The sequence below is a fragment of the Pseudoalteromonas luteoviolacea genome, assembly GCF_021654285.1.
GTDB classification, from domain to species: Bacteria; Pseudomonadota; Gammaproteobacteria; order Enterobacterales; family Alteromonadaceae; genus Pseudoalteromonas; species Pseudoalteromonas luteoviolacea_J.
The window spans coordinates 80,009-101,608 of record NZ_JAKFZS010000017.1 but is presented as its reverse complement, the minus strand read 5'-3'; the positions used below and the strand labels follow the sequence as shown (position 1 = coordinate 101,608).

General features: G+C 42.5%; 17 protein-coding genes. 9 read left to right on the top strand and 8 right to left on the bottom strand.

Annotation, left to right across the window (positions count from 1 at the left end):
- Nucleotides 1–40: 40 nt before the first annotated feature.
- From L1077_RS16735 to coaBC, 3 genes are all read right to left on the bottom strand, one after another.
- Entirely contained in the window at nucleotides 41–2,794 is a 2,754-nt protein-coding gene (locus tag L1077_RS16735; protein ID WP_237138102.1) for a S9 family peptidase, read from the bottom strand.
- 118 nt (nucleotides 2,795–2,912) lie between these two features.
- The gene (slmA, locus tag L1077_RS16730; RefSeq protein ID WP_237138101.1) at nucleotides 2,913–3,500 is read right to left on the bottom strand and encodes a nucleoid occlusion factor SlmA; all 588 of its coding nucleotides are present in this window, start codon (nucleotides 3,498–3,500) and stop codon (nucleotides 2,913–2,915) included.
- 121 nt (nucleotides 3,501–3,621) lie between these two features.
- Nucleotides 3,622–4,821, bottom strand: coding sequence for a bifunctional phosphopantothenoylcysteine decarboxylase/phosphopantothenate--cysteine ligase CoaBC (gene coaBC / locus L1077_RS16725; RefSeq protein WP_237138100.1), 1,200 nt, complete (start codon nucleotides 4,819–4,821; stop codon nucleotides 3,622–3,624).
- 172 nt (nucleotides 4,822–4,993) lie between these two features.
- On the opposite strand from coaBC, the gene radC reads away from it, so the two are divergent.
- The 3 genes from radC (at nucleotide 4,994) to rpmG (ending at nucleotide 6,349) form a co-directional block, all read left to right on the top strand.
- The gene (gene radC, locus L1077_RS16720) at nucleotides 4,994–5,668 is read left to right on the top strand and encodes a RadC family protein (RefSeq protein WP_237138099.1); all 675 of its coding nucleotides are present in this window, start codon (nucleotides 4,994–4,996) and stop codon (nucleotides 5,666–5,668) included.
- Between the two features lie 277 nt (nucleotides 5,669–5,945).
- Nucleotides 5,946–6,182, top strand: coding sequence for a 50S ribosomal protein L28 (rpmB, locus tag L1077_RS16715; protein WP_023397288.1), 237 nt, complete (start codon nucleotides 5,946–5,948; stop codon nucleotides 6,180–6,182).
- An 11-nt stretch (nucleotides 6,183–6,193) separates the two neighbouring features.
- Nucleotides 6,194–6,349, top strand: coding sequence for a 50S ribosomal protein L33 (rpmG, locus tag L1077_RS16710; RefSeq protein WP_005493124.1), 156 nt, complete (start codon nucleotides 6,194–6,196; stop codon nucleotides 6,347–6,349).
- Nucleotides 6,350–6,427: 78 nt separating this feature from the next.
- Here rpmG and L1077_RS16705 read toward each other — a convergent pair whose 3' ends face one another.
- On the bottom strand, nucleotides 6,428–8,404 hold the full coding sequence (locus L1077_RS16705; protein ID WP_237138098.1) for a winged helix-turn-helix domain-containing protein: 1,977 nt from the start codon (nucleotides 8,402–8,404) through the stop codon (nucleotides 6,428–6,430).
- 126 nt (nucleotides 8,405–8,530) lie between these two features.
- Between L1077_RS16705 and L1077_RS16700 the strand changes: the two genes are divergently transcribed.
- Entirely contained in the window at nucleotides 8,531–10,342 is a 1,812-nt protein-coding gene (locus L1077_RS16700; protein WP_237138097.1) for an alpha/beta hydrolase, read from the top strand.
- A gap of 121 nt (nucleotides 10,343–10,463) precedes the next feature.
- On the opposite strand, the gene L1077_RS16695 is transcribed toward L1077_RS16700, so the two are convergent.
- From L1077_RS16695 to L1077_RS16685, 3 genes are all read right to left on the bottom strand, one after another.
- The gene (locus tag L1077_RS16695; protein WP_237138096.1) at nucleotides 10,464–11,207 is read right to left on the bottom strand and encodes a hypothetical protein; all 744 of its coding nucleotides are present in this window, start codon (nucleotides 11,205–11,207) and stop codon (nucleotides 10,464–10,466) included.
- A 438-nt stretch (nucleotides 11,208–11,645) separates the two neighbouring features.
- Nucleotides 11,646–12,422, bottom strand: a complete 777-nt coding sequence (locus tag L1077_RS16690) for a hypothetical protein (RefSeq protein WP_237138095.1) — start codon at nucleotides 12,420–12,422, stop codon at nucleotides 11,646–11,648.
- Nucleotides 12,423–12,808: 386 nt separating this feature from the next.
- A complete protein-coding gene (locus L1077_RS16685; RefSeq protein WP_237138094.1) occupies nucleotides 12,809–13,729 on the bottom strand; it encodes a manganese-dependent inorganic pyrophosphatase in 921 nt (306 codons plus the stop codon).
- A gap of 207 nt (nucleotides 13,730–13,936) precedes the next feature.
- Here L1077_RS16685 and L1077_RS16680 point away from each other — a divergent pair, with 207 nt between their 5' ends.
- A complete protein-coding gene (locus L1077_RS16680) occupies nucleotides 13,937–14,428 on the top strand; it encodes a hypothetical protein (protein ID WP_237138093.1) in 492 nt (163 codons plus the stop codon).
- 2 nt (nucleotides 14,429–14,430) lie between these two features.
- Nucleotides 14,431–15,240 carry a bifunctional DNA-formamidopyrimidine glycosylase/DNA-(apurinic or apyrimidinic site) lyase gene (mutM, locus tag L1077_RS16675; RefSeq protein ID WP_237138092.1) on the top strand — a complete coding sequence of 270 codons (810 nt, stop codon included), beginning with the start codon at nucleotides 14,431–14,433 and terminating at the stop codon, nucleotides 15,238–15,240.
- Between the two features lie 7 nt (nucleotides 15,241–15,247).
- On the opposite strand, the gene L1077_RS16670 is transcribed toward mutM, so the two are convergent.
- Nucleotides 15,248–16,375, bottom strand: a complete 1,128-nt coding sequence (locus L1077_RS16670) for a M20 family metallopeptidase (RefSeq protein ID WP_237138091.1) — start codon at nucleotides 16,373–16,375, stop codon at nucleotides 15,248–15,250.
- Between the two features lie 179 nt (nucleotides 16,376–16,554).
- On the opposite strand from L1077_RS16670, the gene L1077_RS16665 reads away from it, so the two are divergent.
- From L1077_RS16665 to L1077_RS16655, 3 genes are all read left to right on the top strand, one after another.
- Nucleotides 16,555–17,502 carry an ATP-grasp domain-containing protein gene (locus tag L1077_RS16665; protein ID WP_237138090.1) on the top strand — a complete coding sequence of 316 codons (948 nt, stop codon included), beginning with the start codon at nucleotides 16,555–16,557 and terminating at the stop codon, nucleotides 17,500–17,502.
- A 4-nt stretch (nucleotides 17,503–17,506) separates the two neighbouring features.
- Nucleotides 17,507–18,886 (top strand): ATP-grasp domain-containing protein, encoded by a 1,380-nt coding sequence (locus L1077_RS16660; RefSeq protein WP_237138089.1) that lies wholly within the window; start codon nucleotides 17,507–17,509, stop codon nucleotides 18,884–18,886.
- A 74-nt stretch (nucleotides 18,887–18,960) separates the two neighbouring features.
- A complete protein-coding gene (locus L1077_RS16655) occupies nucleotides 18,961–21,546 on the top strand; it encodes a M14 family zinc carboxypeptidase (protein WP_237138088.1) in 2,586 nt (861 codons plus the stop codon).
- Nucleotides 21,547–21,600: the final 54 nt, after the last annotated feature.

Sequence of the window (21,600 nt, the reverse complement as noted above, 5' to 3'; positions counted from 1 at the left end):
GTCCCGTCCTAAATAGCATTGATATCACAACTAGACGGTATCAATCTTCAGGGCGATAGGCTTTGCCTGATGTGATCCACTCAGGTGCAGGCATACCACGTAAGTAGTGGTCAAAATACTCCATCATGCGCACGGAGAAATCCACTTGATTCGGGAACTGCTTCAAGTGATGTGGTTCACCTTCATATTGTAAGAAGATAGCGTCTTTATTATGGCGTCGCAGTGCTAAGTAGTATTGGATACCTTCTTGCCATGGTACCGCGCCATCTTTGTCTCCAAACATCAGTAGAATCGGCGTATTCACCTTATCTGCAAAAAATACCGGTGAGTTCTCAATGTATAGCTCAGGCGCTTCCGTCAACGTTTTGCCAATTCGACTTTGCCCTGTTTCATACTGGAATTGACGAGCAAGGCCTGATTTTAAACGTATGCCGCTATATGCAGAAGTCATGTTTGATACAGGTGCACCAGACACGACGGCTTTGAACATATCTGTTTGTGTCACAGCATAAGCACTTTGATAGCCGGCCCAAGAGTGACCTTGTAAACCAATCTTATCTTGGTCAGCAACGCCCATATCAATCAGCTTTTGCGCTGCATTGATCAAGGTTTGTGTTGATGATGGTCCCGGTTTGCCAATTTCAAAGCGAATATCTGGTAAAAATACCGCGTAACCGTTGGACGTGAACATTGGGAAATTAGGTCTGTGGTTGAGTTCCATTTTAGGGAAGTCATACATGCGTTGACTCATGTATCGATAGAAATAAATAACCACAGGGAGCTTTTGACCAGGTTTATAATCAGCAGGCTTGATAAGCACACCTTGCAGGTTTTCGCCATTGTAGCCCTTATATTGAACCAGTTCAGGTTTTTGACCCCAAGCAAATTTACTCACTTGCGGGTTAAGATTTGTAATTTGCTGAGCTTGTGTGAATTGACTATCTGTTTGCCAATAATCAGGGAACTGGTGATAGCTTTGCTGAGTGAAAATCAACTTATCAGCATGTTTTGCTTTTTTCACCAGATCAAATCGGGTTTTCCCTTCTAGTACGGTTTCTAGTTTACCGGTTTCAAGACTTAGTTTAGCAACATGTGTTTGCTTATTTTGTAAGTTATGGGCAGATAAAAAGAGCGTATCGTCTTTTGCAAAGCCGACCTGCTTTTTATCTAGTTTGATCACACGATAGCGAGTGTTGGTTTCTTTTCCAGACGTTAAGCGTTTAGCTTTGCCTGTCGCGCTATCAAAGGCCCAGATATCGTATTTACTGTATGCATATAAGGTGCTGCCATCTTGTTGCCATCCAGCAAAGCCATAACCTGGATTTGGCTCTGGATAATCATGCTGGTCATCCGCGAAAATCGCTTGGCGAACAGCTTGGCTGACCGCGTTTTCCTTTTGTTGATGTAAATCTTTTAGCCAAATTTGATCGTTAAGAAAATAAGCAGCATGTCTTCCTGTCGGAGATAGCGAAGGCTGATTTGGCGAGTCTTTAACGATATAGCCTTTTGCACCCGTACTGACTTTGACCGCATAGTAATCGGCATAAAAGCCTTTATACATGATTTTTTCTAGGTAAGGCTGGTCATTTTTACCTAGCAAGAAATCGGCTTCTGTATTCAAGGTGACATCGCGTACCGTTTCATCAGCCAGCTGAACAACCTTTTGCGACTCTATATGATAAACCGCTTGGTACTGGCGTTCTCGGTTGGTTTTTTTCCACGTATTTTGCTCGCGGGTCTTAATTTCTGGGTCATTGTTGTGCCAAATTTGTAGCCCAGATTGTTGGCGAATGGTATTAAAATCTCTTAAAGAGGCACTATCATCATATTTGAGTTCTTCTAATTTATCGTTCAGCAGTGGGCGATTTTCAAAATAGAGTCGTTCACCTTGCTCTGACCATTCGAGGTTTGCCGTTTTTGAACTATACCAGCTAGCTGGATTTTCTATGGTATTTAGTTTGTCTGTGTTGGCGTCCCAAAGCGTCACTTCGTAACTGCGACGTCGTTTATCTTCGTTAACATAGTTACCAAGGTTGAATGCCACAATACTTGAATACGGATGCCATGCTATGGCGCTGACGGTAACGCCTGGCTCACTAAATAAAGGGTTGGTTGTGTTGTTTGTTAAGTCTAGATACTGAACTTGATTATTGGCACCGGTTTCATCATGTTGACTAAATAGCACACCATATTCGGCGGGGCTCAGGCCATAGTTAACGACATTATCAAAGCGTTGTGTTTGGCTTGTTGTTAAATCGACAACTACCAATGTCAGTGGTTTATCTTTTTTATCTGCGGTGATTTTAGGGGCGTCAGTGTTTTTCGTAGCGCCTTTTGACTCTGTTTTTTTATCTTCGCGATAGGCTAACCAGCGGCCATCATCACTGAGTTGATAGTCTTTGACTTGTTCGAAGCGCTGTTGTTTTCCTGTTTGCGTATTTACAAGTACCAGATTGCTTTTTAGTGCTTTTTTTTCTTTTTTACTGGCTGTTTCCAACGCAAGCAAAGTCGGAGCTTGAATAAACGCAGCCCAAGTAGCCGATTTATTCAAATGTGCTTTTGTACCACGTTCAACAGTCGCGAGCAGCTTATTCGTAGCTAGGTCATATACTTGTCCCTGTGCATTTCCTCGATAAGGTTTTGCACTGAATGCGAGCACTTTGCCATCTTCAGCTAATTGTGTGCCTTGTGCATATTTGAAGTCAAAAACATCGGAGAATTCGAGTTGGGCTTTGTTGGCCATTACTTGACCAGAGAACAAAGCCGCTGCAATAAGCGAATAAGTATACTTCATGATTCTGTCTATTTTATTTATTGAGTGTGTCTTTGTAACACTTTTAATGCTTAAACAAAATCATGGTGCGTTATGTGGAAGTGAAAAAGCGTTAGAAGCGGTTAGGTACCGCTTCTAGTTACAACCAAATGCGTTGTAGCTCTTGCCAATGATGGGTGAAAGTTGCAGTGGGTTTGGCTTTAAAATCACTGCGAACGAATTGATTCATTTTACCTTCAACATGCGCTAAAAATAAATTGGCGAGTGCTGCTTCATCACTGTTAAATGCTTTGCCCTCTCTGAGTTTTCTTTCTCTTAATACTTGCTTGAATTGTGTTTCAAGTTTTTCGAATAGGCTTTGTACACGCTCTCTTAAACGTTCCTGCTCACCTTGAAGTGCATCACCTGTTAAAATACGTGTAATACCGGGGTTTTTCTCAGAGAAGGTCAGTAGTAAGTGAAGAATGTTATAAATACGACTTTGTGTATCTTTTTCATTTTCTAAGATGATGTTGATCCGTGAAAGTAGCGTGTCTTCTATAAATTCAATTAACCCTTCAAACATTCTCGCTTTACTTGGAAAATGACGGTATAAAGCGGCTTCAGAAACGCCTACTTCCGCTGCGAGCTTGGCAGTTGTGATCCTTTGACCTGGGCTAGTTTCAAGCATTTGCGCAAGAGATTGAAGAATTTGCTCTTTGCGATTACTGCGTTTAGTCGCTGGCATGAACTTTCCTTTAATAATTATCGTTATTCTGGTCTGTATGGTGTATTTTTATTAGGTCCATACTCGATAAAGACCTATGTTAATGTTTTATTCAGCTTCTTTCCAGCCTTTTAACACTAGGTCAACTAAGTTTACCTGCAATTGCTTTAATGACAGTAAGTGCTAACTCTGTTTTGCTAGATGTTGGTAAGGTACGTTGTTCATTTGCCCAAAATAAGGTTAAGGCATTGTTATCTGAGTTAAAACCAAGACCTTCTTGTGAAACATCATTGGCACAAATCATATCTAGGTTTTTATTTTTCAATTTTCCCTGCGCGTATTGTTGGATGTCTTGCGTTTCAGCCGCAAAACCAACGGTATAAGGGCGTTTATCCTGCAAAGCCGCCACCGACGCAATAATATCAGGGTTCTTGATTAGGGTAAGTGTCATTTCATCGCCTTGCTTTTTGATTTTTTGCTCAGCAATGTCTGCGGCGCGGTAATCTGCAACGGCTGCACACCCAATAAAAATATCTGACTGCGGCGCTAGTTTGAGCGCAGCGTCATGCATTTCAGTGGCACTGCTAACAGAAGTGAGATTCACATCTTGTGGTGCTGCGATATTAACGGGTCCTGAAATTAAATTGACCGTGGCTCCCAGTGCATGTGCAGCCTGTGCTAAGGCATAGCCCATCTTACCTGAACTATGATTAGTGATATAACGCACGGGATCGAGTGCTTCACGAGTGGGCCCTGCGGTAATAGTCACGGTGCGGCCCTCAAGCGATTTTGGTACTGGGTTCAGTGCTGTAATGCAGTGTGCTAGCAGCTCCATAGGTTCCAGCATTCGCCCTTTACCAACATCACCACATGCTTGCTCTCCACTGCCAGGGCCCCATATGGCCACGCCATAAGTTGATAAAGTTGTTAAGTTTTTTTGTGTCGCTGGGTGTGCATACATTTGCTGGTTCATTGCTGGCGCAATCGCGACTTTAGCTGGCGTAGCAAGCACTAAAGTTGTCAGCAGATCATCAGCAATGCCATTGGCCATTTTAGCGATTGTATTACATGTCGCAGGTGCGATTAATATCAAATCAGCCCATTTGGCAAACTCAATATGCCCCATTGCGGCTTCAGCTTGTGGGTCGAGTAAGGAATCTGATACTGGCTCACCGGAAACGGCTTGCATGGTTAACGGAGTAATAAAGTGCTTTGCAGAGTCTGTCATCACCACTTTGACTTCGCAATGTTGCTCTTTTAAGCGCCTTACAAGCTCTGCGCATTTATATGCAGCAATACCACCGCTAATTCCCAATACTATTTTTTTGCCAGCTAAGTTCATCTTCACGTTTCCACAGCTTAAACTGGGCTAAAGATATCACAGCCATTAGGTTGTTTTGAATCAAACAGTGAATAACATCGTAAATAAGCTAACATTGGGCGTTTTTTTTATCAGCTGGCATGTTACATAGAGACCAAAGATTAAGGAATGAGCATTGGTATAAGGAGAGAACATGCAGCTAACCCAATTACCCAAACATACCAGACCCAGGGAGAAGTTGCTGAATGAGGGGCCGAGTGCGCTCAGTGATGCTGAGTTATTGGCTATTTTTCTTCGCACCGGCGTGAGTGGCATGAATGCGGTCGAACTTGCAGATTCTTTATTGCAACAGTGTGAGTCATTGCAGCGCTTATTTAATGCTTCGCAGACTGAATTTGTCGCGCTAAAAGGAGTCGGGGAGGCTAAATATATACAATTTCAGGCTGTTTTGGAGCTGTGTAAACGCTATTTAAAAGAAGGATGCAAGCGCGAGTATAAGTTTGAGAGCCCGACCATGGTCCACAATTATTTGAGTATTCAATTAAAGGGCTTAGAGCATGAGGTCTTTATGGTGTTATATCTGGATAGCCAGCATCAACTCATTAATGATGAAATACTGTTTCGAGGTACGATTAATTCTGCTTCAGTGTATCCAAGGGAGGTGGTTAAAGCTGCGTTAAAACACAATGCGGCAGCAATTATTTTTGCTCATAATCACCCATCAGGTGTGAGTGAGCCAAGCCGTGCAGATAAAATCTTGACAGAAAAACTACAAAAAGCCCTAGCATTAATGGATATCAAAGTCTTAGATCACATCATTGTTGCGGGAAATCGCTGCGTTTCATTTGCCGATATGGGCCTACTATGAGCTTTTATTGAGCATTTTTAGGCTGCAAACCGTTATTTCGCTTAAATTTTATAAAATAGTTTAATTTAAATGCAGTTTTTACTTTCCACGGGGGCCTATGATCATTATAATTGGCCGCTATCAAATTTTACCCATGAGCTGACTAGGATACCATCAGGTCCTTGATCTCTGCCTGCAGATGCTGTATAAAGAGCGCCCTTTGTTTTTACCCGGGGCACACCAGTGTAAGGCCTAAGGGGAAATTAAGCTCGAGCGAAGTTATTGGAGATACATAGACATGTCTAAAGTCTGTCAAGTTACAGGTAAGCGCCCGGTTGTTGGTAACAACCGTTCACACGCGCGCAACGCAACTAAGCGTCGTTTCCTACCTAACCTACAAACACACCGTTTCTGGGTTGAAAGTGAAAAGCGTTTCGTTACTCTACGTACTACTACTAAAGGTATGCGTATTATTGATAAAAAAGGCATCGACGCGGTATTAGTAGATATCCGTGCTCGCGGCGAAAAAGTATAAGGAGCTAAATCATGCGTGATAAGATCCGTTTAGTTTCAACTGCTGGTACTGGTTATTTCTACACTACCGACAAGAACAAGCGTAACATGCCTGAAAAAATGGAGATCAAAAAGTACGATCCTAAAGTACGTAAGCACGTGATCTTCAAAGAAGCAAAAATCAAGTAATTTTTGCTTTAAGATTTGAAAAACCCAGTCTTGTACTGGGTTTTTTGTTGCCTGAATTTTAATCTTTCTGAAGATAAGTCAAAGTGTGAGGGCGTGTATATCACCTTGCATAGGCTTTATCTCAATATATGTAATAGCATCATCATTGATAGTGTATTGATGAATAAAACCATCAGGCTGTGCTAATATACGTTGTTGCTGTTTTGTTTCTATATTGTATTGCCAAATACCATCATTTTTTTTATAAAAATAAATATTACCCGCTAATATCCGCCAATTGAGCCAGTTGATGTTACTCACATGAGGGATCAATAGCTGCTCTTTACCTTGGTCTATTGCCCAAATTCCACTGACGTGTCGTTTGGTGTAGTAAAGTTGGTTTTGATAATAATATCCGCTATATCCCCCGTTATTTGTGAGTTGTGTATGACTCTGTTTTTTTCGGTCGAATAACCATAGTTGCCACTCTCCTTGCTTATTACTGCTATAAATGATCTGCTCACCGTTATCATGATAGTTCGCCACATATGCCTTGTGTTTAGGGTCAATGACTTGCTGTAAGTCGTGTGTGTTTAAATCAAGTTCAAGCAAGGCACCTTGTTTTTCAAATAGAATCGTTTCTGTTATTGGGTGTGATTGGTAACGCCTAAACCCAAACTCAAAAGGTAAAGCAAGCTTGGTTGATTGGTCATTGTTCATTACCCATAGATCATGTTGTTGTTCTGTATTAGAGACATACATTAAGTGCCCTTTTTTTGTGTGCTGTGGTAATCGATTGAGCGCGGCATTGTCAAATAATGACCGACTTTGCTTGCGTTTGATATGAAACGCTTTCACTTCTGAGCTGACATGATACTGACTGTGTATCAGTAGATTTTTGTCATTCACTTGTGTGATTGCTAAAGACTCAATTGGGTAGCTGGTATCCTTGATCCTTCCTATTTGCTTGGTATCAATATCAAGTTGAAATAAAGATTGCTGTTCGCTGAAGTAGAGTGTGTCTTCACCAAAGCCCATCGCTGTTATCGCTCCTGCAAACTCTGTAATTTGTATTGTTTTTAAAGACTTGCTATTTACAAGGTGAACTTCTGTGAGATCGGGCGCTAGGTAGCGAGCAAACGCAAATAGTCGCTTTTTGGGATGCGCTGCTAATAAATAGTCACCTTTCATATCATGATGTTCCGCTGGTAATGAGGCTTGAATAAGTTTCTGACTATTTAGTAAAAATTTAAATATGGTAAATGGGCTGGCATTATTTTCTCGGGATCTTATGAATATTGCTTTGTTATCATGCTGCCAAGCCAGTTTTAAGTTAGCCATATTGCTGCAGTCAAAAGCATCAGTATTAGTTAAAGCGTCTATTGTGTGTAATTTAATACTGCAGTGCTCTTCTTGTTGAGTAACATAAGCGATGTATTGACCATCAGCGCTCATACTGTGCGATTGGAGTTGTGCGGTTGTAATAGGCAATAAATGAGTCTGTTGCGCATTTAAGTCTTTGAGGTAGAGATGTTGGGTACCATCCGCATGGTTGGTGTTAAGGTAAGTGAACTTGCCATTAAAAGAGGCACTCACTCTTGTCTCAATGCCTGCATGTGCAGTGAGCCTTTCTAATTGCAAAGGGGATGGGATTGGGTCATGCCCGCTCAATAGCCATCTAATAGCGTAAAATACGATGGCGATGAAAACGAATAGACAAATTGAGAACAATGTCGCTTGATTGAGTCTTTGTTTTTTTTGAGGGACGAATGTTGATACGTTGGCACTAAACACGTAGCCGATTTTAGGTTTGGTTTGAATAATGCTGGAATTGGGCTGAAGGGTTTCTAAGTGCTGGCGAAGTTTTGATATGGCTTTGTTAATTGCACTGTCTGACACAATACGGCCGTCCCAAGCCAATTCAATGAGTGTATCTCGCGTCAGGATTACGTGGTTATTGGCGATGAAAACAGACAGCAATTGAAATGATTTAGCTTCTAAATATACTTGCTCATTGGCTACTGACAAAGTCCTTTGCTGCGTATCAAAGGTAATTCCATTAATGATGTATTTCATTTTTGTTATTGATTTTTATAGGTATTTTTTTAGTAAGAAAAAGCTCTTAACTTATTCTTACTCAGGTTATGACTTCAATGTATCAGCTTCATTATATTCAAGGCAACGAAAATTGGAGCTGTGATTATGAGAGTACAACTAGGTCTTTTTTTAATTATTTTCTTGCTACAAGCGTGTAGTGGCGGTCAGAGTGAAGGGGCTAAAACAAGCCCCATAAAGAATACTGAGGCCCCAGCCACTGACCAATCATCCATGCGATTTTCTTTGTCTGGTCAACATTATATTGTCGCTTTTCCTCAAGGGGGCATTGATCCCGCTCGAGCATATAAGTTACTACTTGCCTTTCATGGTTCGGGTCAAAGTGAGCAGGGTATGCAGTCAATGACTCAATTAGAAACATTGAGTGATGAATACATTGTTGTTTACCCAAAATCTCAGGAAGTTGAATGGGACGAAGGATGTGGCTGTAATATCGCATCTCGATTAGGGGCAAAGGATGTTAACTTTGTTGTTCAGTTAGTGGAAAAAATGCATCGTGAATATAATTTACTCGAAGGGGAGAATTACGCTGTAGGATATTCACAAGGGGGATTATTTAGTCAGAACATGCTGTGCAAGCACAGTGAAATATTCAGGGCTGTTGTCAGTGTGGGTGCCCCTATGTCAGAGCAATTAGGACGTACTTGTCAGATCTCAGAGCCTACTCATTTCATGTTGGTGCAAGGCACTGCCGATAGTGTATTACCTTATACTGGATCCATAGATGAGCACTTTCCTTTGTTATCTGCACCAGAGGCAATCGAAGTCATTGCTGAGCAAAATGGACTCGATCTAGATTACACTGAGGCGCAATACAATGTGTCGGTCACCGAACGTGTTTATCAGTCTGAGCAAGGTGTGACGAATAAATTGATCTCTATTCGAGATGCGGAGCATCAATGGTCATTTTCACACTATGATACTGCAAAAGCAGTCTTAGATTTTTTTAAAGAGCATAGCCAATATCCACTAATGACGGGATCGGCTTTATATACCATTGATTCAAAAAGATATCATGTTAGAAGCTTAGGTGATGACACTGCGGCTGGAGATATCGTGATCTTACCTGGCGCAAATCGATTTTTTCACAGCGATTCTGCATGGGCAGCTTTAATTCAGCCTTTGTTGGCAAAGCACAGTCGAGTACATGTAATTGATAAGCTTGGGAGTGCTTGGAGTAGCTCAAGTGATACACCTTCACAGGCTAGTTTTGCCGCAGATTTACCAGATTTATTGGCAGTACTTGAGGTAGAAAAAGTCACACTGCTGTCATTTGCGAATGCAAACTTAACGACCTTAATGTATTTAGCTGAGCCAAATCCCGATATTGATATCAATGGGGTTGTTTGGGTCGACCCTGATGTCATTATGGCGCATTCAATCCAACTATATCAGAGTGGTCCTGTTGCAGAGCTTAGAGCATACCCTGAGATATTCTTAGAGCATGTGGCTGCAGGTAATTGGAGCGACAAGAGCATGGAGAGGGTGGCCATAGAGCGAGCTGAGATCGAGTCACTTATCCCTGATATTTATCAAGAAGATATGGATTGGATCTATTATGATTTGGTGGCAAATCAGCGTACCGATATTGACAAACAAGTGACGCGTATAAAGGAAATGATGAGCTATCATGATGATTTAGAGACGGTCAGTCATTTGAACCTAGCATTGAGTGTGCCTGTGAGCATCATTGATGGTGACTTTGAGCGTCATGACATAGCGCTTGCTTCAGAGGGCGACAGACCTGCTTTGATAAAATGGCAAGAAGAGGGGAGTTTTTGGAGCCAGTCTCTGGCTAATGACACTGGCGGTCATTATTACCCTTTACAGAATACCAGCCATCAACTTTTCTTTGAACATCCCGACACGGTGATTGATGCGGTTTTAATTTTACATTAAGCCCAGTAGGTATAAATGCGTGGGTATGATGAATATATAAACCGAAGCACACGCTTCGGTTTATATTCTATAGAATATAAGTGCACTGACACATTCAGGTAATTGTCTTGCTATAGTACGCTCAAATATTACTTTTTTCTGGATGGCACACCATATTGGCAACTTGTCTTTTTTCTGAATCGGGATACGTTGTGGCGCAACTATAATTGAAGCTTTCAAAAGACTGTAAGATATGTAAATGTCTTACAAGATCTGGCGCTGAAGAGTTTCTCAATTTAAAACTGGCATCGACGTGGTCGCCGGCTTTATGTACGAATATAACGTCTTCTTCTATGTTGCAAATACCATATTCATCGACTTTGCACATGGATATAGGTTTTCTTTGTCCGCCAATTACTTTAGCCGTAATCATATAAGTATCCAGAGAATTTGAGTTTTTTGATTTATCCATCAGAGTATCTGTGATGGCAGAAACCGCACTGGAATCAGCCTCTTCGGCTATGCCGGCATTTTGCGGGCTATACCGGTCGTCTAAATCCCCCACTTCCGGCTGACTACAGGCTTGCTCGGTACACCCCTCAGGTGATGTCGTGTATGCACTATATGTGTATAGGCGATCATGTATCACTGCACTGACAAAGTCATACATGATAGGGTATATTTCAGGGTTCCGATTACACTGGTTGGAATAACAGGTAATATCGAACTTTAATGATGTAACGCGATTGCCAAATGATGTGTGATCAACTTTGATTTCACTTCCACCTGACCTGAAATATGTGCCACCCTCTTGCCATGCACTGGCGGAGAGTGATAAAAGAAGCGTCATGATAACTGACACATAATAGACAAATATTTTTTGCATAAATAATTCCTTTTTATTTATTAAACAAAATACTCATTGTGAAAACACTTCGTTTCATTGAAGTGTCACGGCATGTTAAAAAATTGCCGTTTTTTTGTCAATGTCATGTTTTTGGAAACGAATAATGCGGTGCTGTCTTTGTTTGAACGGTACTTTTAAGGGTATTTCACTAGGCGTTTGTATTTGGGTTATTTTATTGTATCCAGTTTCGGGGTTGCATGTTGCTAAGTTAGGTGTTTGGCGTTTGGCGTGTTTACCTTTGGCAATTGAAATGATGGCTGGGCTGACAAAGAAAAGTCAGTGATTAAATAAGCAGTGTGTGGGTTTTGCGAGAGTAGGATAATAAAAAACCGAAGCATAAGCTTCGGTTTTTTATTTAAAATAAAGATAACTGGTTTTCACAAGCAATAACTTTATTTTATATATCTAAACTGCCCCTTACTCTGGGTAGCAAACCAAATTGGCAACTCGCCATTGTCCAGAGCCGGTGATAGAGGTACGGCATCTCATTTTGAAGCTGGTAAACGACCTCATGATGTGTAATTGTCTTTGTAGATCTGAATCTGAATGATCTCTTAGTCTAAAACTTGAGTCGACGCGGTCGCCGCTTTTATGTGTAAATACGACGTCTTCTTCTATATCACAAGTACCGCCTGTACTTACTTTACACATGGATATAGGTTTTCTTTGTCCGCCAATTACTTTAGCTGTAATCATATAAGTAGACAGAGAATTTGAGTTTTTTGATTTATCCATCAGAGTATCTGTGATGGCAGAAACCGCACTGGAGCCAGCTTCTTCCGCTATGCCTGTAATAAACCCTACTAAAATTATAGATCGAAGAGCTACCATACCGGCACTTTGCACACTATACTCGTCATCTAAATCAACCATTTCTGGCTGCCTACAGTCTTGCTCGGTACATCCCCCAGGTGGTGGCGTGTATGCTCTATATGTGTATAGACGATCATTTTTAACGGCACTGACAAAGTCATACATGATTGTATTGATGTCAGGGTTGTGATCACATTGGCTGGAGTAGCAGGTAATATCAAACTTTAATGAATCAATGCGATTGCCAAATGATGTGTGATCAACTTTGACTTCACTGCCACCTGATCTGAAATATGTGCCACCAACCTGCCAAGCGTTGGCTGAAAGGGAAAAAAGAAGCGTGATTATCAATGACACGCAATAAAAAAACGTTTTTTGCATAAATAATTCCTTTTTATTTACTAAACAAAATACTCATTGTGAGTGCACTTCATTTCTTTGAAGTGTTAATTGATGTTAATTTAATTGGCTTTTTTTTGTCAATGGATGTTTTCTGAGAACGGGTAAGATAGCACTTTTCATTTCTTAGCATTGCTTTCAACAGGTATTTCACTAGGCGTTTGTATTTGGGGTATTTTATTGTATCCAGTCTAGGGGATTTGCACATCGTTAAGTTAGGTGTATGGCGTGGTTAACTTTGGCAATTGAGACGATGGCTGGGCTGACAAAGAAAAGTGAGTGATCAAATAAGCAGTGCCTGGGTTTTGCGAGAGTACGATAATAAAAAACCGAAGCATAAGCTTCGGTTTTTTATTACTAATTTGCGATTAAGCAAATGCATCCTGAAGAGGTGGTACTACTTGCTTTTTACGGCTTAGTACACCATCAAGCCAAACGCGGCTTTGCTCAGGCGCTTGACCATAGGCTTTTTCGATAATGCCTTCATCGTTTGATGCAATCAGCATTTGCGAGCCTTCTTTCATGATATCAGTAAGAAGTAGTAGTACTGAGTGGCGACCACCTTCTTCTTTTAGCTTTGCGATATCTGCTTCTAGGTCTGCTTTGATTTCGTCAAATACAGACAGGTCGATGACTTCTAGCTGACCGATACCAACTAGGTTGCCGTTCATGTTAAAGTCTTTAAAGTCACGCATTACAAGGTCGCGAGCAGGCGTGCCTTCAACCGCTGATTTCACTTTGAACATTTCCATGCCAAATGCTTTGAAATCTTCGATACCAGCAATCTCTGCCAGTACTTCAACACATTTGATATCTGCTGTGGTACATGTCGGTGATTTGAAAATAACCGTATCAGATAAAATCGCGCCTAACATCAGGCCTGCGATGTCTTTAGGAATTTCAACACCGTAAAAGTCATACATCATTTTGATGATGGTGTTACTACAGCCAACTGGACGGATCCAACACTCAAGTGGTGTAGAAGTGGTTAAATCACCTAGTTTATGGTGATCAACAACGCCGACAACGGTTGCTTCGTCAATGTCATCAGGTGCTTGCGTTTTTTCAGTGTGATCAACGATATACACTTCTTCACCTGCATAGCTTAATTTAAGCTCTGGGGCTTCGAAGCCAAAGCGATCTAAAATAAACTGTGTTTCTGGTGATACATCACCTAAACGAGTAGGAATTGCTTCTTCACCAATTTGGTTTTTAAGGTAAGACAGTGCAATTGCACCACAAATTGAATCAGAATCAGGGATTTTATGACCCACTACATACATTGCCATTGACGGACTCCTAAAAAATTTTGTCGCTTATTTTAGCAAAAATTAATCACATTAATACAGTGTCAGACTGGTTTTGGACCTAGAAAATAGTCTAAGCTGCGATTGTGAAATTAAAATAGGCCAGTGAATTAAAGTACAGCTCGGCTTCTTGGCAATGTATAGTATTATGATCTAATTAATCTTCTTGTAAGTATCAATGGGACCAGTATGGGGTTAAGTCGCAAAGCTTGGAATAATGTGGTGATTTTTTCCATGTTGATTATGATCTTTTTTCTTAATGGGCTTCATCATAAACTCAACCCACAACAAGCTGAATTTGAAAGGGTTATGGTCTTACCTGAACAAAGCTTTGTATTGGCAATGGCTTACCCCGGCGTCAAAATTGAGCGTATTGGCACAACGTGGCGTATTGATAATAAACTGATTGACCCCGCGCAAGACGAATACACAGAGCAGGAACTTGTGCATATAGTTCAGCAGTGGCAAAGCCTTGAATTACAAACGGTCGCACCACAGCAGTTTAATCCAGACTCAGCTATTTCGGTGGCGACTTTTTGGTTAGCGGGGGAGGAGTTGCCGCTGAGTTATCAATTATATCGAACGCAAGAAGTCTATTTCCTGTTTGCTAAACGCCAGCAGCAGTGGCTAGAGCTCAGCGCGGATACCGCCAAACAATTATTTAAACCAATAGAAATTTAGTTATGCCAGAATTACCAGAAGTTGAAGTTAGCCGTTTAGGTATTGAGCCTCATATCAAGGGGCGAACGGTTGAAGATGTTCGTATCCACAATGGTCGCTTGCGTTGGCCCGTGCCTGAAGAAGTTGCCCAGTTAGCGCATACTGCCATTTTGGCTGTTAAACGCAGAGCCAAGTATTTACTATTAGAAAGTGAGGCTGGGACTGGCATTTTGCATTTGGGCATGTCAGGCAACTTGCGGGTTGTTGAACAAAGCGAGCCTTTAAAAAAACATGATCATGTTGAGATACTTTTTGATAATGGGCTCGTGTTGCGACTCAATGATCCGCGTCGGTTTGGTGCATTTTTATGGCAGGAGCCGGATCAGCAGCACAGTTGCTTTGCTAAATTAGGCCCAGAGCCTTTAACCGACCTTTTTGATGCGAATCATTTATACCAAGCCAGTCGTGGTAAAAAAGTCGCAGTGAAGCAGTTCATTATGGATAACCATGTGGTGGTTGGTGTCGGCAATATTTACGCCAATGAGTCTTTGTTCAAAGCGGGGATCCACCCAAAACGTGAAGCTGGTAAAATTTCTTTGGCACGGTATCAAAAGCTGACACCAATTATTAAAGAAACGCTGGCCGCTGCAATTGAGCAAGGCGGCACAACGTTAAAAGATTTTGCCCAGAGCGACGGTAAACCGGGCTATTTTGCACAAGAATTGCTGGTCTATGGTCGTAAAGGCGAGCCGTGCGTGCAATGCGAGAGCATTTTACAAGAGATCAGGCTAGGTCAGCGCAGCACAGTCTACTGTACTAAGTGCCAGCGCTGACATTAGGTTACGCTTGATGTGCGGCGGGTGCCGCGATGCTTGCTCTGTAGCATAGCTCAGATAATATGGCGGTTACCTGCTCGATGCGTAGCTCAAAACTGGATTTGAGCGCGCGTTCGTTACGCGTATGGTCGCCATCTCCGTAGGGGCCAAAGCCATCTAATGTTGGCGTGCCTGTGGCTGAGGCCGTATTAGCATCAGAGACGCCGCCACGATGCTCGATAGGTTGAGCTTCTCCTAAAATGTCGTTAATTTCCTCAAGTAGCGCTTGTTGCGCCTGTGTCGGTGCCATCACGCCGCGTTGCAAGCCGCCTTGTATCTCCACTTCTACGCCAGTGATCTCTATGGCCATACAAATGTTTTCAATGCCTTCTAGCAGTCTTTGTTGTTCGGCATGATTGGTAAAACGTGCTTCAACTTGCATTGTCGCTTTGCCCGATATGGTATTGGCACCTATGCCGCCTTGTACCTTGCCTACGTTCACAGTGCTACCTGCTTTAAGGTCCGTGAGTGAGCTCATCTCTAATAACATGTTGGCCATGGCAAAGTTGGCGTCAATACCATCTCTATAGTGATTACCGGCATGGGCCGGTTTACCTGTCACGGTGATATGGTAGGTCGCGATGCCTTTTCGTGCGACAACGAGTTCATGTTCTTTCCCAGCAGCTTCAAAGACGAAGCACGCATCATATTGCTTGGCAATTTTTGTGGTTAATGATTGGCTATCATCGCTGCCAATCTCTTCATCGCTCACCAGTAGCCAATCTATATTTGCGAGTTGCCCATATTGCTGTTTAAGGCGCCTTAGTGCGTTCAGTGCAACCCAATTTCCTCCTTTCATGTCACAGACACCTGGGCCATAGACGTAATATTCGTCTTCTGAAAACTCGGTGAAGGTGTTTTTGGGGAAAACCGTATCGAGATGGCCGAGTAATAATATGCGTTTACCTGCGCCTCGAGGTGAGCGAAACAGTAAGTGATCGCCAATGTGTTCTCGTTGGTAGCGAGTGAGTGAAAAGCCCAGAGGTTCTATCAGCGCAATCATTTGCTCACCGTGGTTATCCACACCAACTTTATTTTTACTGTGCGAGTTGCAGCGTATTAAGTCTGCTAATTCTGCATAGTCCAGATTCATCCTAATCTTCTCCCTGTGAAGGTTTGGCTCATCGTGGCGTTTTTCGGTTGCAGTTCGGTGAAGCTTTTATGAACAGTTTTCAGTTCAGTAAAAGGATCAAAAATTTGTCATACAGATGGTCTTAACTAGTAAGGCAAGGCTCTGTTTATGCACCTATTTTTAAACCAAGGAGATACTTTATGACAGCCGTATCGCGGGCGCCGCATGTCGGGATTTGGATGTACGAAAATGGCGGGGGAAAAGAAATTGAACAACAGTTGGTTCACGCATTAGCCGAGCGTGGGATCTTAGCGAGTACAGGTCTAAATCTGCGTGATGCCAGAGCGCGAGACGGTGGGATTGAGTGTAACGGTGTGGCAATGGAGCAGTTAGATGCTTTTTTAAGTTACAACGCGGGCCAGCAAACACAATATCAACTTTATTTATACGAAACGCTCAACGAAACCATTCCAACGTTGAATAACTATCGCGCTTTTGCACTGGCTGAAGATAAGTTTCGCACCTCGCACTTGCTCAATAGTCATGGGATATGTACGCCTGATTACCGCTTATGCCACAAAAATGACATGGACGGTTTACGTGCTGCGTTACAAGATTTTGGCGGTAAGCTCGTATATAAACCCACTGATGGCTGGGGTGGTGTCGGCATTGTAAAAATTGAAGGTGAGCAAGCACTGGATATGATCATGCCATTTTTGAGTCGTACAGATTTACGCTACTTCTATGTAGAGCGCTTCATTAATTACGACAATACAGATTATCGCGTCGATATTGTTGATGGTCAGTTTGTCGGTTGTTATGGCAGAAAAGCCCCAAAAGATGATTGGAAAACCAATGTCACCAGTGGCGGCAGTGTATTTGTGCGTGAAGCCAATGATGAGGTGGTGGAGCTCGCAATAAAGGCAACTAAAGCGTTGGGGCTTGAGATAGCGGGGGTTGATCTCATTTATGACCGAGAAAAAGAACAGTACGTGGTGTTAGAGGTCAATACAATTCCTGCTTTTGCCACCCCAGAGCAAGAGCAACTAGGACTGACATTTAATCAAGCTAAAATCCAAGCTATGGTGGGTTTGATTGAAAAAACTGTGGTCAATAAAACTTCATTTCAATCTGCCAAGGTGGCCTAATCTCATGCAAAACAAAACACAATTACCCAAAATTGGCTTGCTCTATTTGGACTATGTACTGCGCTTTTTTGATAAGTCTAATTTTAAAGGCTGGCCCGATAAAATTGAAACCGTGGTTTATCATTGGGGTAACGATAAAGCACGTTTTATTGCTGAAGTGAAGCGTAAAAAAATAGAGGTATTGATCGGTAATATTCCGGCAACGGCCTATGAAACATTCAGAGAGATCGCGCGCGCTTTACCTGAGGTTAGGTTTTTACCTTCACTGGACAGCCAGTTTTCGAATAAATCTAAAGAAAACGTCACCCACTTTTGCCGTAAATATAAGCTGCCTGCGCCGCATACAGAAATATTCTACATTCCTGAAAGGGCACAGCAATATTTGGCAAATGCACAGTATCCTAAAATTATTAAGCGCTCATATGGCCCTTCGAATTATGGCGGGTATTTTGTCCATAAAGTAGATAGTGCAGAGGAGGCACAGGCTCTGCTGAGTGAGAAAAAGTATTACCCACTCTACATTCAAGACTTTGTGCCAATGGAGGCGGATATTCGCGTGATGCTGATTGGCCATAAACCGGTATGTGCGTTTTGGCGCAGGCCTCCCGAAGGTGAATGGTTAACGAACACGAGCCAAGGCGGGAGTATGGACTATCAAGCTGTGCCCAAATCAGTATTGAAGCTGGCAACGGCCGCCTCTAAAGCGGCCAATGCGGAATATTGGGCATGTGATATTGCATTGGGTAAAGATGGCAAATTGCGCATTTTAGAATGTGCAACGGCCTTTGCAGCATTTCCTTATATCCGAGATTGGATCGGTCAATACTTGATGTGGCTGCTCTCTAGTGGTTATTTCAGAAAGCCGAACATCCCGCTATACAATTGGGAAGAACTCGGCAAAATAGATTCTCGTCTACTGCGTACCATGCGTCATATCGGTTTTTCTCAGTACACGCCAAGCCAAGACTGTGGTGAGGTGTTCCAGCAACTTGATGAGCAAAATTTTCCTATTTTAGATACAAATTTCAAGCTTGGAGAAGAGTGGCCAAGTGAAATTTGGAATCTGCAAGATAACTTTGTGCTTGGCGCTCACACTGTTGCCGCCAAAGCCATGCAACCAATACCTGCCAGTGATGAGTTAGCCGAAGACCTCAATAACTATGACGCGCCCCAGTTTGATGAAGTCCAAGTGAGGGCACTGTTGAGTCAGGTGCGTGGTGTAGGTGAAAAGATGGTTGATGACATTATGACGACTTTTGGTGCACATGGTGTCGTTGAAGCGCTCAATACCGACCCTCAAAAGCTGTGCGTGGTGAAAAACCTCAAAGATAAAAAATTAGAGAAGATAGTCGAGCATTGGCAAAACCATGCAGGCCAAATCTAATTGAACCAAAGAGATCTTTCTAGTGACGGGGGCATTGCCGCCGTCTTTTTCCGCCCTAAGAGTAAATCTGTGCTATGAAAATTCAATATGCCTCCTATCAAGACACCATCGACGCCTTGCAAAATGCAATGAGTGAACACCCACATTTAATTCGCCTTCAAAGCATTGGCAAAACATGGGAGGGACGACCGATCATGTTGGTAACGGTGTCTTTAGATGTGACCTATGCGGATGATAAGCCTGCGTTGTTGTATACCGGCTCTATTCATGCCAGAGAGTGGATAGGAAATGAATTGGCACTTAAATTTATTCACTATATTACTGAAAACTATCGCTTTAACCCAAAATTGCAAACAGCGCTAACCCGCAATACCTTGTATATGGTGCCTTGCTTAAATCCAGATGGCTTTGAATATTCGCGAAATCATTTTTCATTTTGGCGAAAGAATCGTCGCAATAATGGCGATGGCACTTATGGTGTCGACTTGAATCGTAATTTTGATGCCAAATTTATGCGTAATCAAAACACCGGCTCAAATACCTATGGCGGCCCGCATGCTTTTTCAGAGCCTGAAACCTGTGCGATCCGAGATTTTGTTGAACAGCATGACAATATTCGCATCGCACTAGATTATCACTCACAGGGGAATGTGTTTTTCCCTGCGCATAAATTTAACCATGAAGTAGAAATCGAAGGAGCCGATCTTAATATTTTGTGTGCCAACATGAATCATGAGATCAAAAAAGTCACGGGCAGACAATATGGGATCCATCGCGGTAAGCCGCCAGCTCAGTTAATTCATGGCAGTGGTCGCGAGTATTATTACCGTAAGGGGATCATTGCCACTGTGGTTGAGGTGGGGACGAGGAATATTCCCGATTATATGAAGAATATGTCAGAAAGCGTTGCGGAAAATATTCCGGCGATTGTGCACGCGTTGAGTGAAGCGATAAATTACTCCCCCCTTGCCCCTGACCGTGTTGCTGATTTTACGATTAAGGCGGTTGATCACGAGGGGGTTGAGCTTGAGTGGCAATATGAAAATAGAGACGATATTTATTTTGAGTTATATCGCAGCGAAAGTAATAAAAGTCCCTGTGGTGAAGAAAGCCTAATCGCCATTACCAAGTCTTTATCGTTTAGAGACTCACAGCTGCGCAGTGGGCAAAGCTATTTTTATAATATTCGCGCAGTGGATAAAGTCACCAAAATTAAATCACCATTTAGCCCAGAGCTTAGGCTAAAAACGCATTTAGCGCGACATCAAAGTGCACGAACGCTATTTCCCGCAAAAGAGTATGTCGGGTATTTGAGCGAACATTATTTGTCTAAAAATAAAGAGCACTTTGGCTATAACTCAATGTTTATTGGGGTTGATAAGAAACGAGGAGTGAGTCTTGGCGTAGTACAGTTTGATTTAAGCAGTCTCCCCGTTGGCGCTGATATTGAACGCGCTGAGTTTTCGCTTTATCCAATGAACCGAGTTGCCGCGAAAATTGAGCAATATGGCGAGTGGTCAGTGGCCATTATTGACCCAAATGAGATTGCAGACATCTATGATTATCAAGCTGTCAGTGAAGCCAAGCCGCTGCACACGTTAGGCCAAACCTTTGAGTCAGATAAGATGACGCAAGGGATCTGGATGAAGTGGCAGCTCAATGGAGTAGAGCGCACTTTATTAAACTCGTTAATTGCACAGAAGAGTTTGCTGCTACGCTTGCAAGGCCCTAAAACATTGCCCATCGGCAATGACTCTCAAGTGATGCAATTTGACATTGGCTACGGTCCTTTTGGCAGCGGCTTACATTATCGTCCCAACTTGGAGTTGGTATATCAGGTCCCTGAGCAGCCGCTCACTTTGGCACCCACTCGCTGTAATACCATTTATAGAGACGCAGTTGTTGCCGATAGGCTTGCCTCTGGTTTTGATGAGCAAGGAGAAATTGTTTATGGGCAAATGGCGTTTGCTTTAAATGCCGATTTGCCTGTCGAAAAAACCGTGTTTACACAAGCGTGTTTGACACTGCGTAGCTGTAACAGTATTGCCAGTGCCAAGGATGTTCGCTTTACCATTGAACTGGTGGAGCTACAAGATGTCGATTTTCAGGCGGTTAAGCAGCGGCAAAAAATAGAGTACATTGGCTATGAAGTGAGTAATGAACAGTTGCGTGAACGTGCAGAGCATCACTTTATATTTGATAGCTATAGTTTACAGGCGCTAGAGCGTTTGCATCAGGCTCATACGCCTTTTTACTTTATTATTCGTGCAACCTCCGAATCACAAGCGACCAATGCTTTGGTTAATTGGACCGCATGTCAGGATCAACATCCTGCACAGCTTAAAATTAACTATATCTCGCGGCGCAAACAAGCGGTGTCTGCACCACGAAACCTCTCTGCTCAAACAGAAGGGGGAGTGGTGAAGCTCATGTGGGAGAATCCTGAAGATGACGATTTTGTCGGTTGCTTTGTGGTGCGCAATCGCTTTCATCCGCCGCGATCACCATTTGACGGCGTCAAATTATACGGCGGCAAAGATGCATATACATTAGATAATTTTGGTAATGCAAAGCTCAGTAAATATTATGCGGTGTTCAGCTATGATGATGTTCCAAACTATTCAGAGCCCGTTACTTTGTATTTTTGCGCAGAGGAATAACAACCAAATTGATGCCGGAGAAATATGCTCTCCGGCTGTTGCAATGCGATAGCT

Excerpts from the sequence above, each read along its gene's own strand:
- L1077_RS16735 (WP_237138102.1), bottom strand. The coding sequence starts at position 2,794 with ATGAAGTATACTTATTCGCTTATTGCAGCGGCTTTGTTCTCTGGTCAA.
- slmA (WP_237138101.1), bottom strand. The coding sequence starts at position 3,500 with ATGCCAGCGACTAAACGCAGTAATCGCAAAGAGCAAATTCTTCAATCT.
- coaBC (WP_237138100.1), bottom strand. The coding sequence starts at position 4,821 with ATGAACTTAGCTGGCAAAAAAATAGTATTGGGAATTAGCGGTGGTATT.
- radC (WP_237138099.1), top strand. The coding sequence starts at position 4,994 with ATGCAGCTAACCCAATTACCCAAACATACCAGACCCAGGGAGAAGTTG.
- rpmB (WP_023397288.1), top strand. The coding sequence starts at position 5,946 with ATGTCTAAAGTCTGTCAAGTTACAGGTAAGCGCCCGGTTGTTGGTAAC.
- rpmG (WP_005493124.1), top strand. The coding sequence starts at position 6,194 with ATGCGTGATAAGATCCGTTTAGTTTCAACTGCTGGTACTGGTTATTTC.
- L1077_RS16705 (WP_237138098.1), bottom strand. The coding sequence starts at position 8,404 with ATGAAATACATCATTAATGGAATTACCTTTGATACGCAGCAAAGGACT.
- L1077_RS16700 (WP_237138097.1), top strand. The coding sequence starts at position 8,531 with ATGAGAGTACAACTAGGTCTTTTTTTAATTATTTTCTTGCTACAAGCG.
- L1077_RS16695 (WP_237138096.1), bottom strand. The coding sequence starts at position 11,207 with ATGCAAAAAATATTTGTCTATTATGTGTCAGTTATCATGACGCTTCTT.
- L1077_RS16690 (WP_237138095.1), bottom strand. The coding sequence starts at position 12,422 with ATGCAAAAAACGTTTTTTTATTGCGTGTCATTGATAATCACGCTTCTT.
- L1077_RS16685 (WP_237138094.1), bottom strand. The coding sequence starts at position 13,729 with ATGGCAATGTATGTAGTGGGTCATAAAATCCCTGATTCTGATTCAATT.
- L1077_RS16680 (WP_237138093.1), top strand. The coding sequence starts at position 13,937 with ATGGGGTTAAGTCGCAAAGCTTGGAATAATGTGGTGATTTTTTCCATG.
- mutM (WP_237138092.1), top strand. The coding sequence starts at position 14,431 with ATGCCAGAATTACCAGAAGTTGAAGTTAGCCGTTTAGGTATTGAGCCT.
- L1077_RS16670 (WP_237138091.1), bottom strand. The coding sequence starts at position 16,375 with ATGAATCTGGACTATGCAGAATTAGCAGACTTAATACGCTGCAACTCG.
- L1077_RS16665 (WP_237138090.1), top strand. The coding sequence starts at position 16,555 with ATGACAGCCGTATCGCGGGCGCCGCATGTCGGGATTTGGATGTACGAA.
- L1077_RS16660 (WP_237138089.1), top strand. The coding sequence starts at position 17,507 with ATGCAAAACAAAACACAATTACCCAAAATTGGCTTGCTCTATTTGGAC.
- L1077_RS16655 (WP_237138088.1), top strand. The coding sequence starts at position 18,961 with ATGAAAATTCAATATGCCTCCTATCAAGACACCATCGACGCCTTGCAA.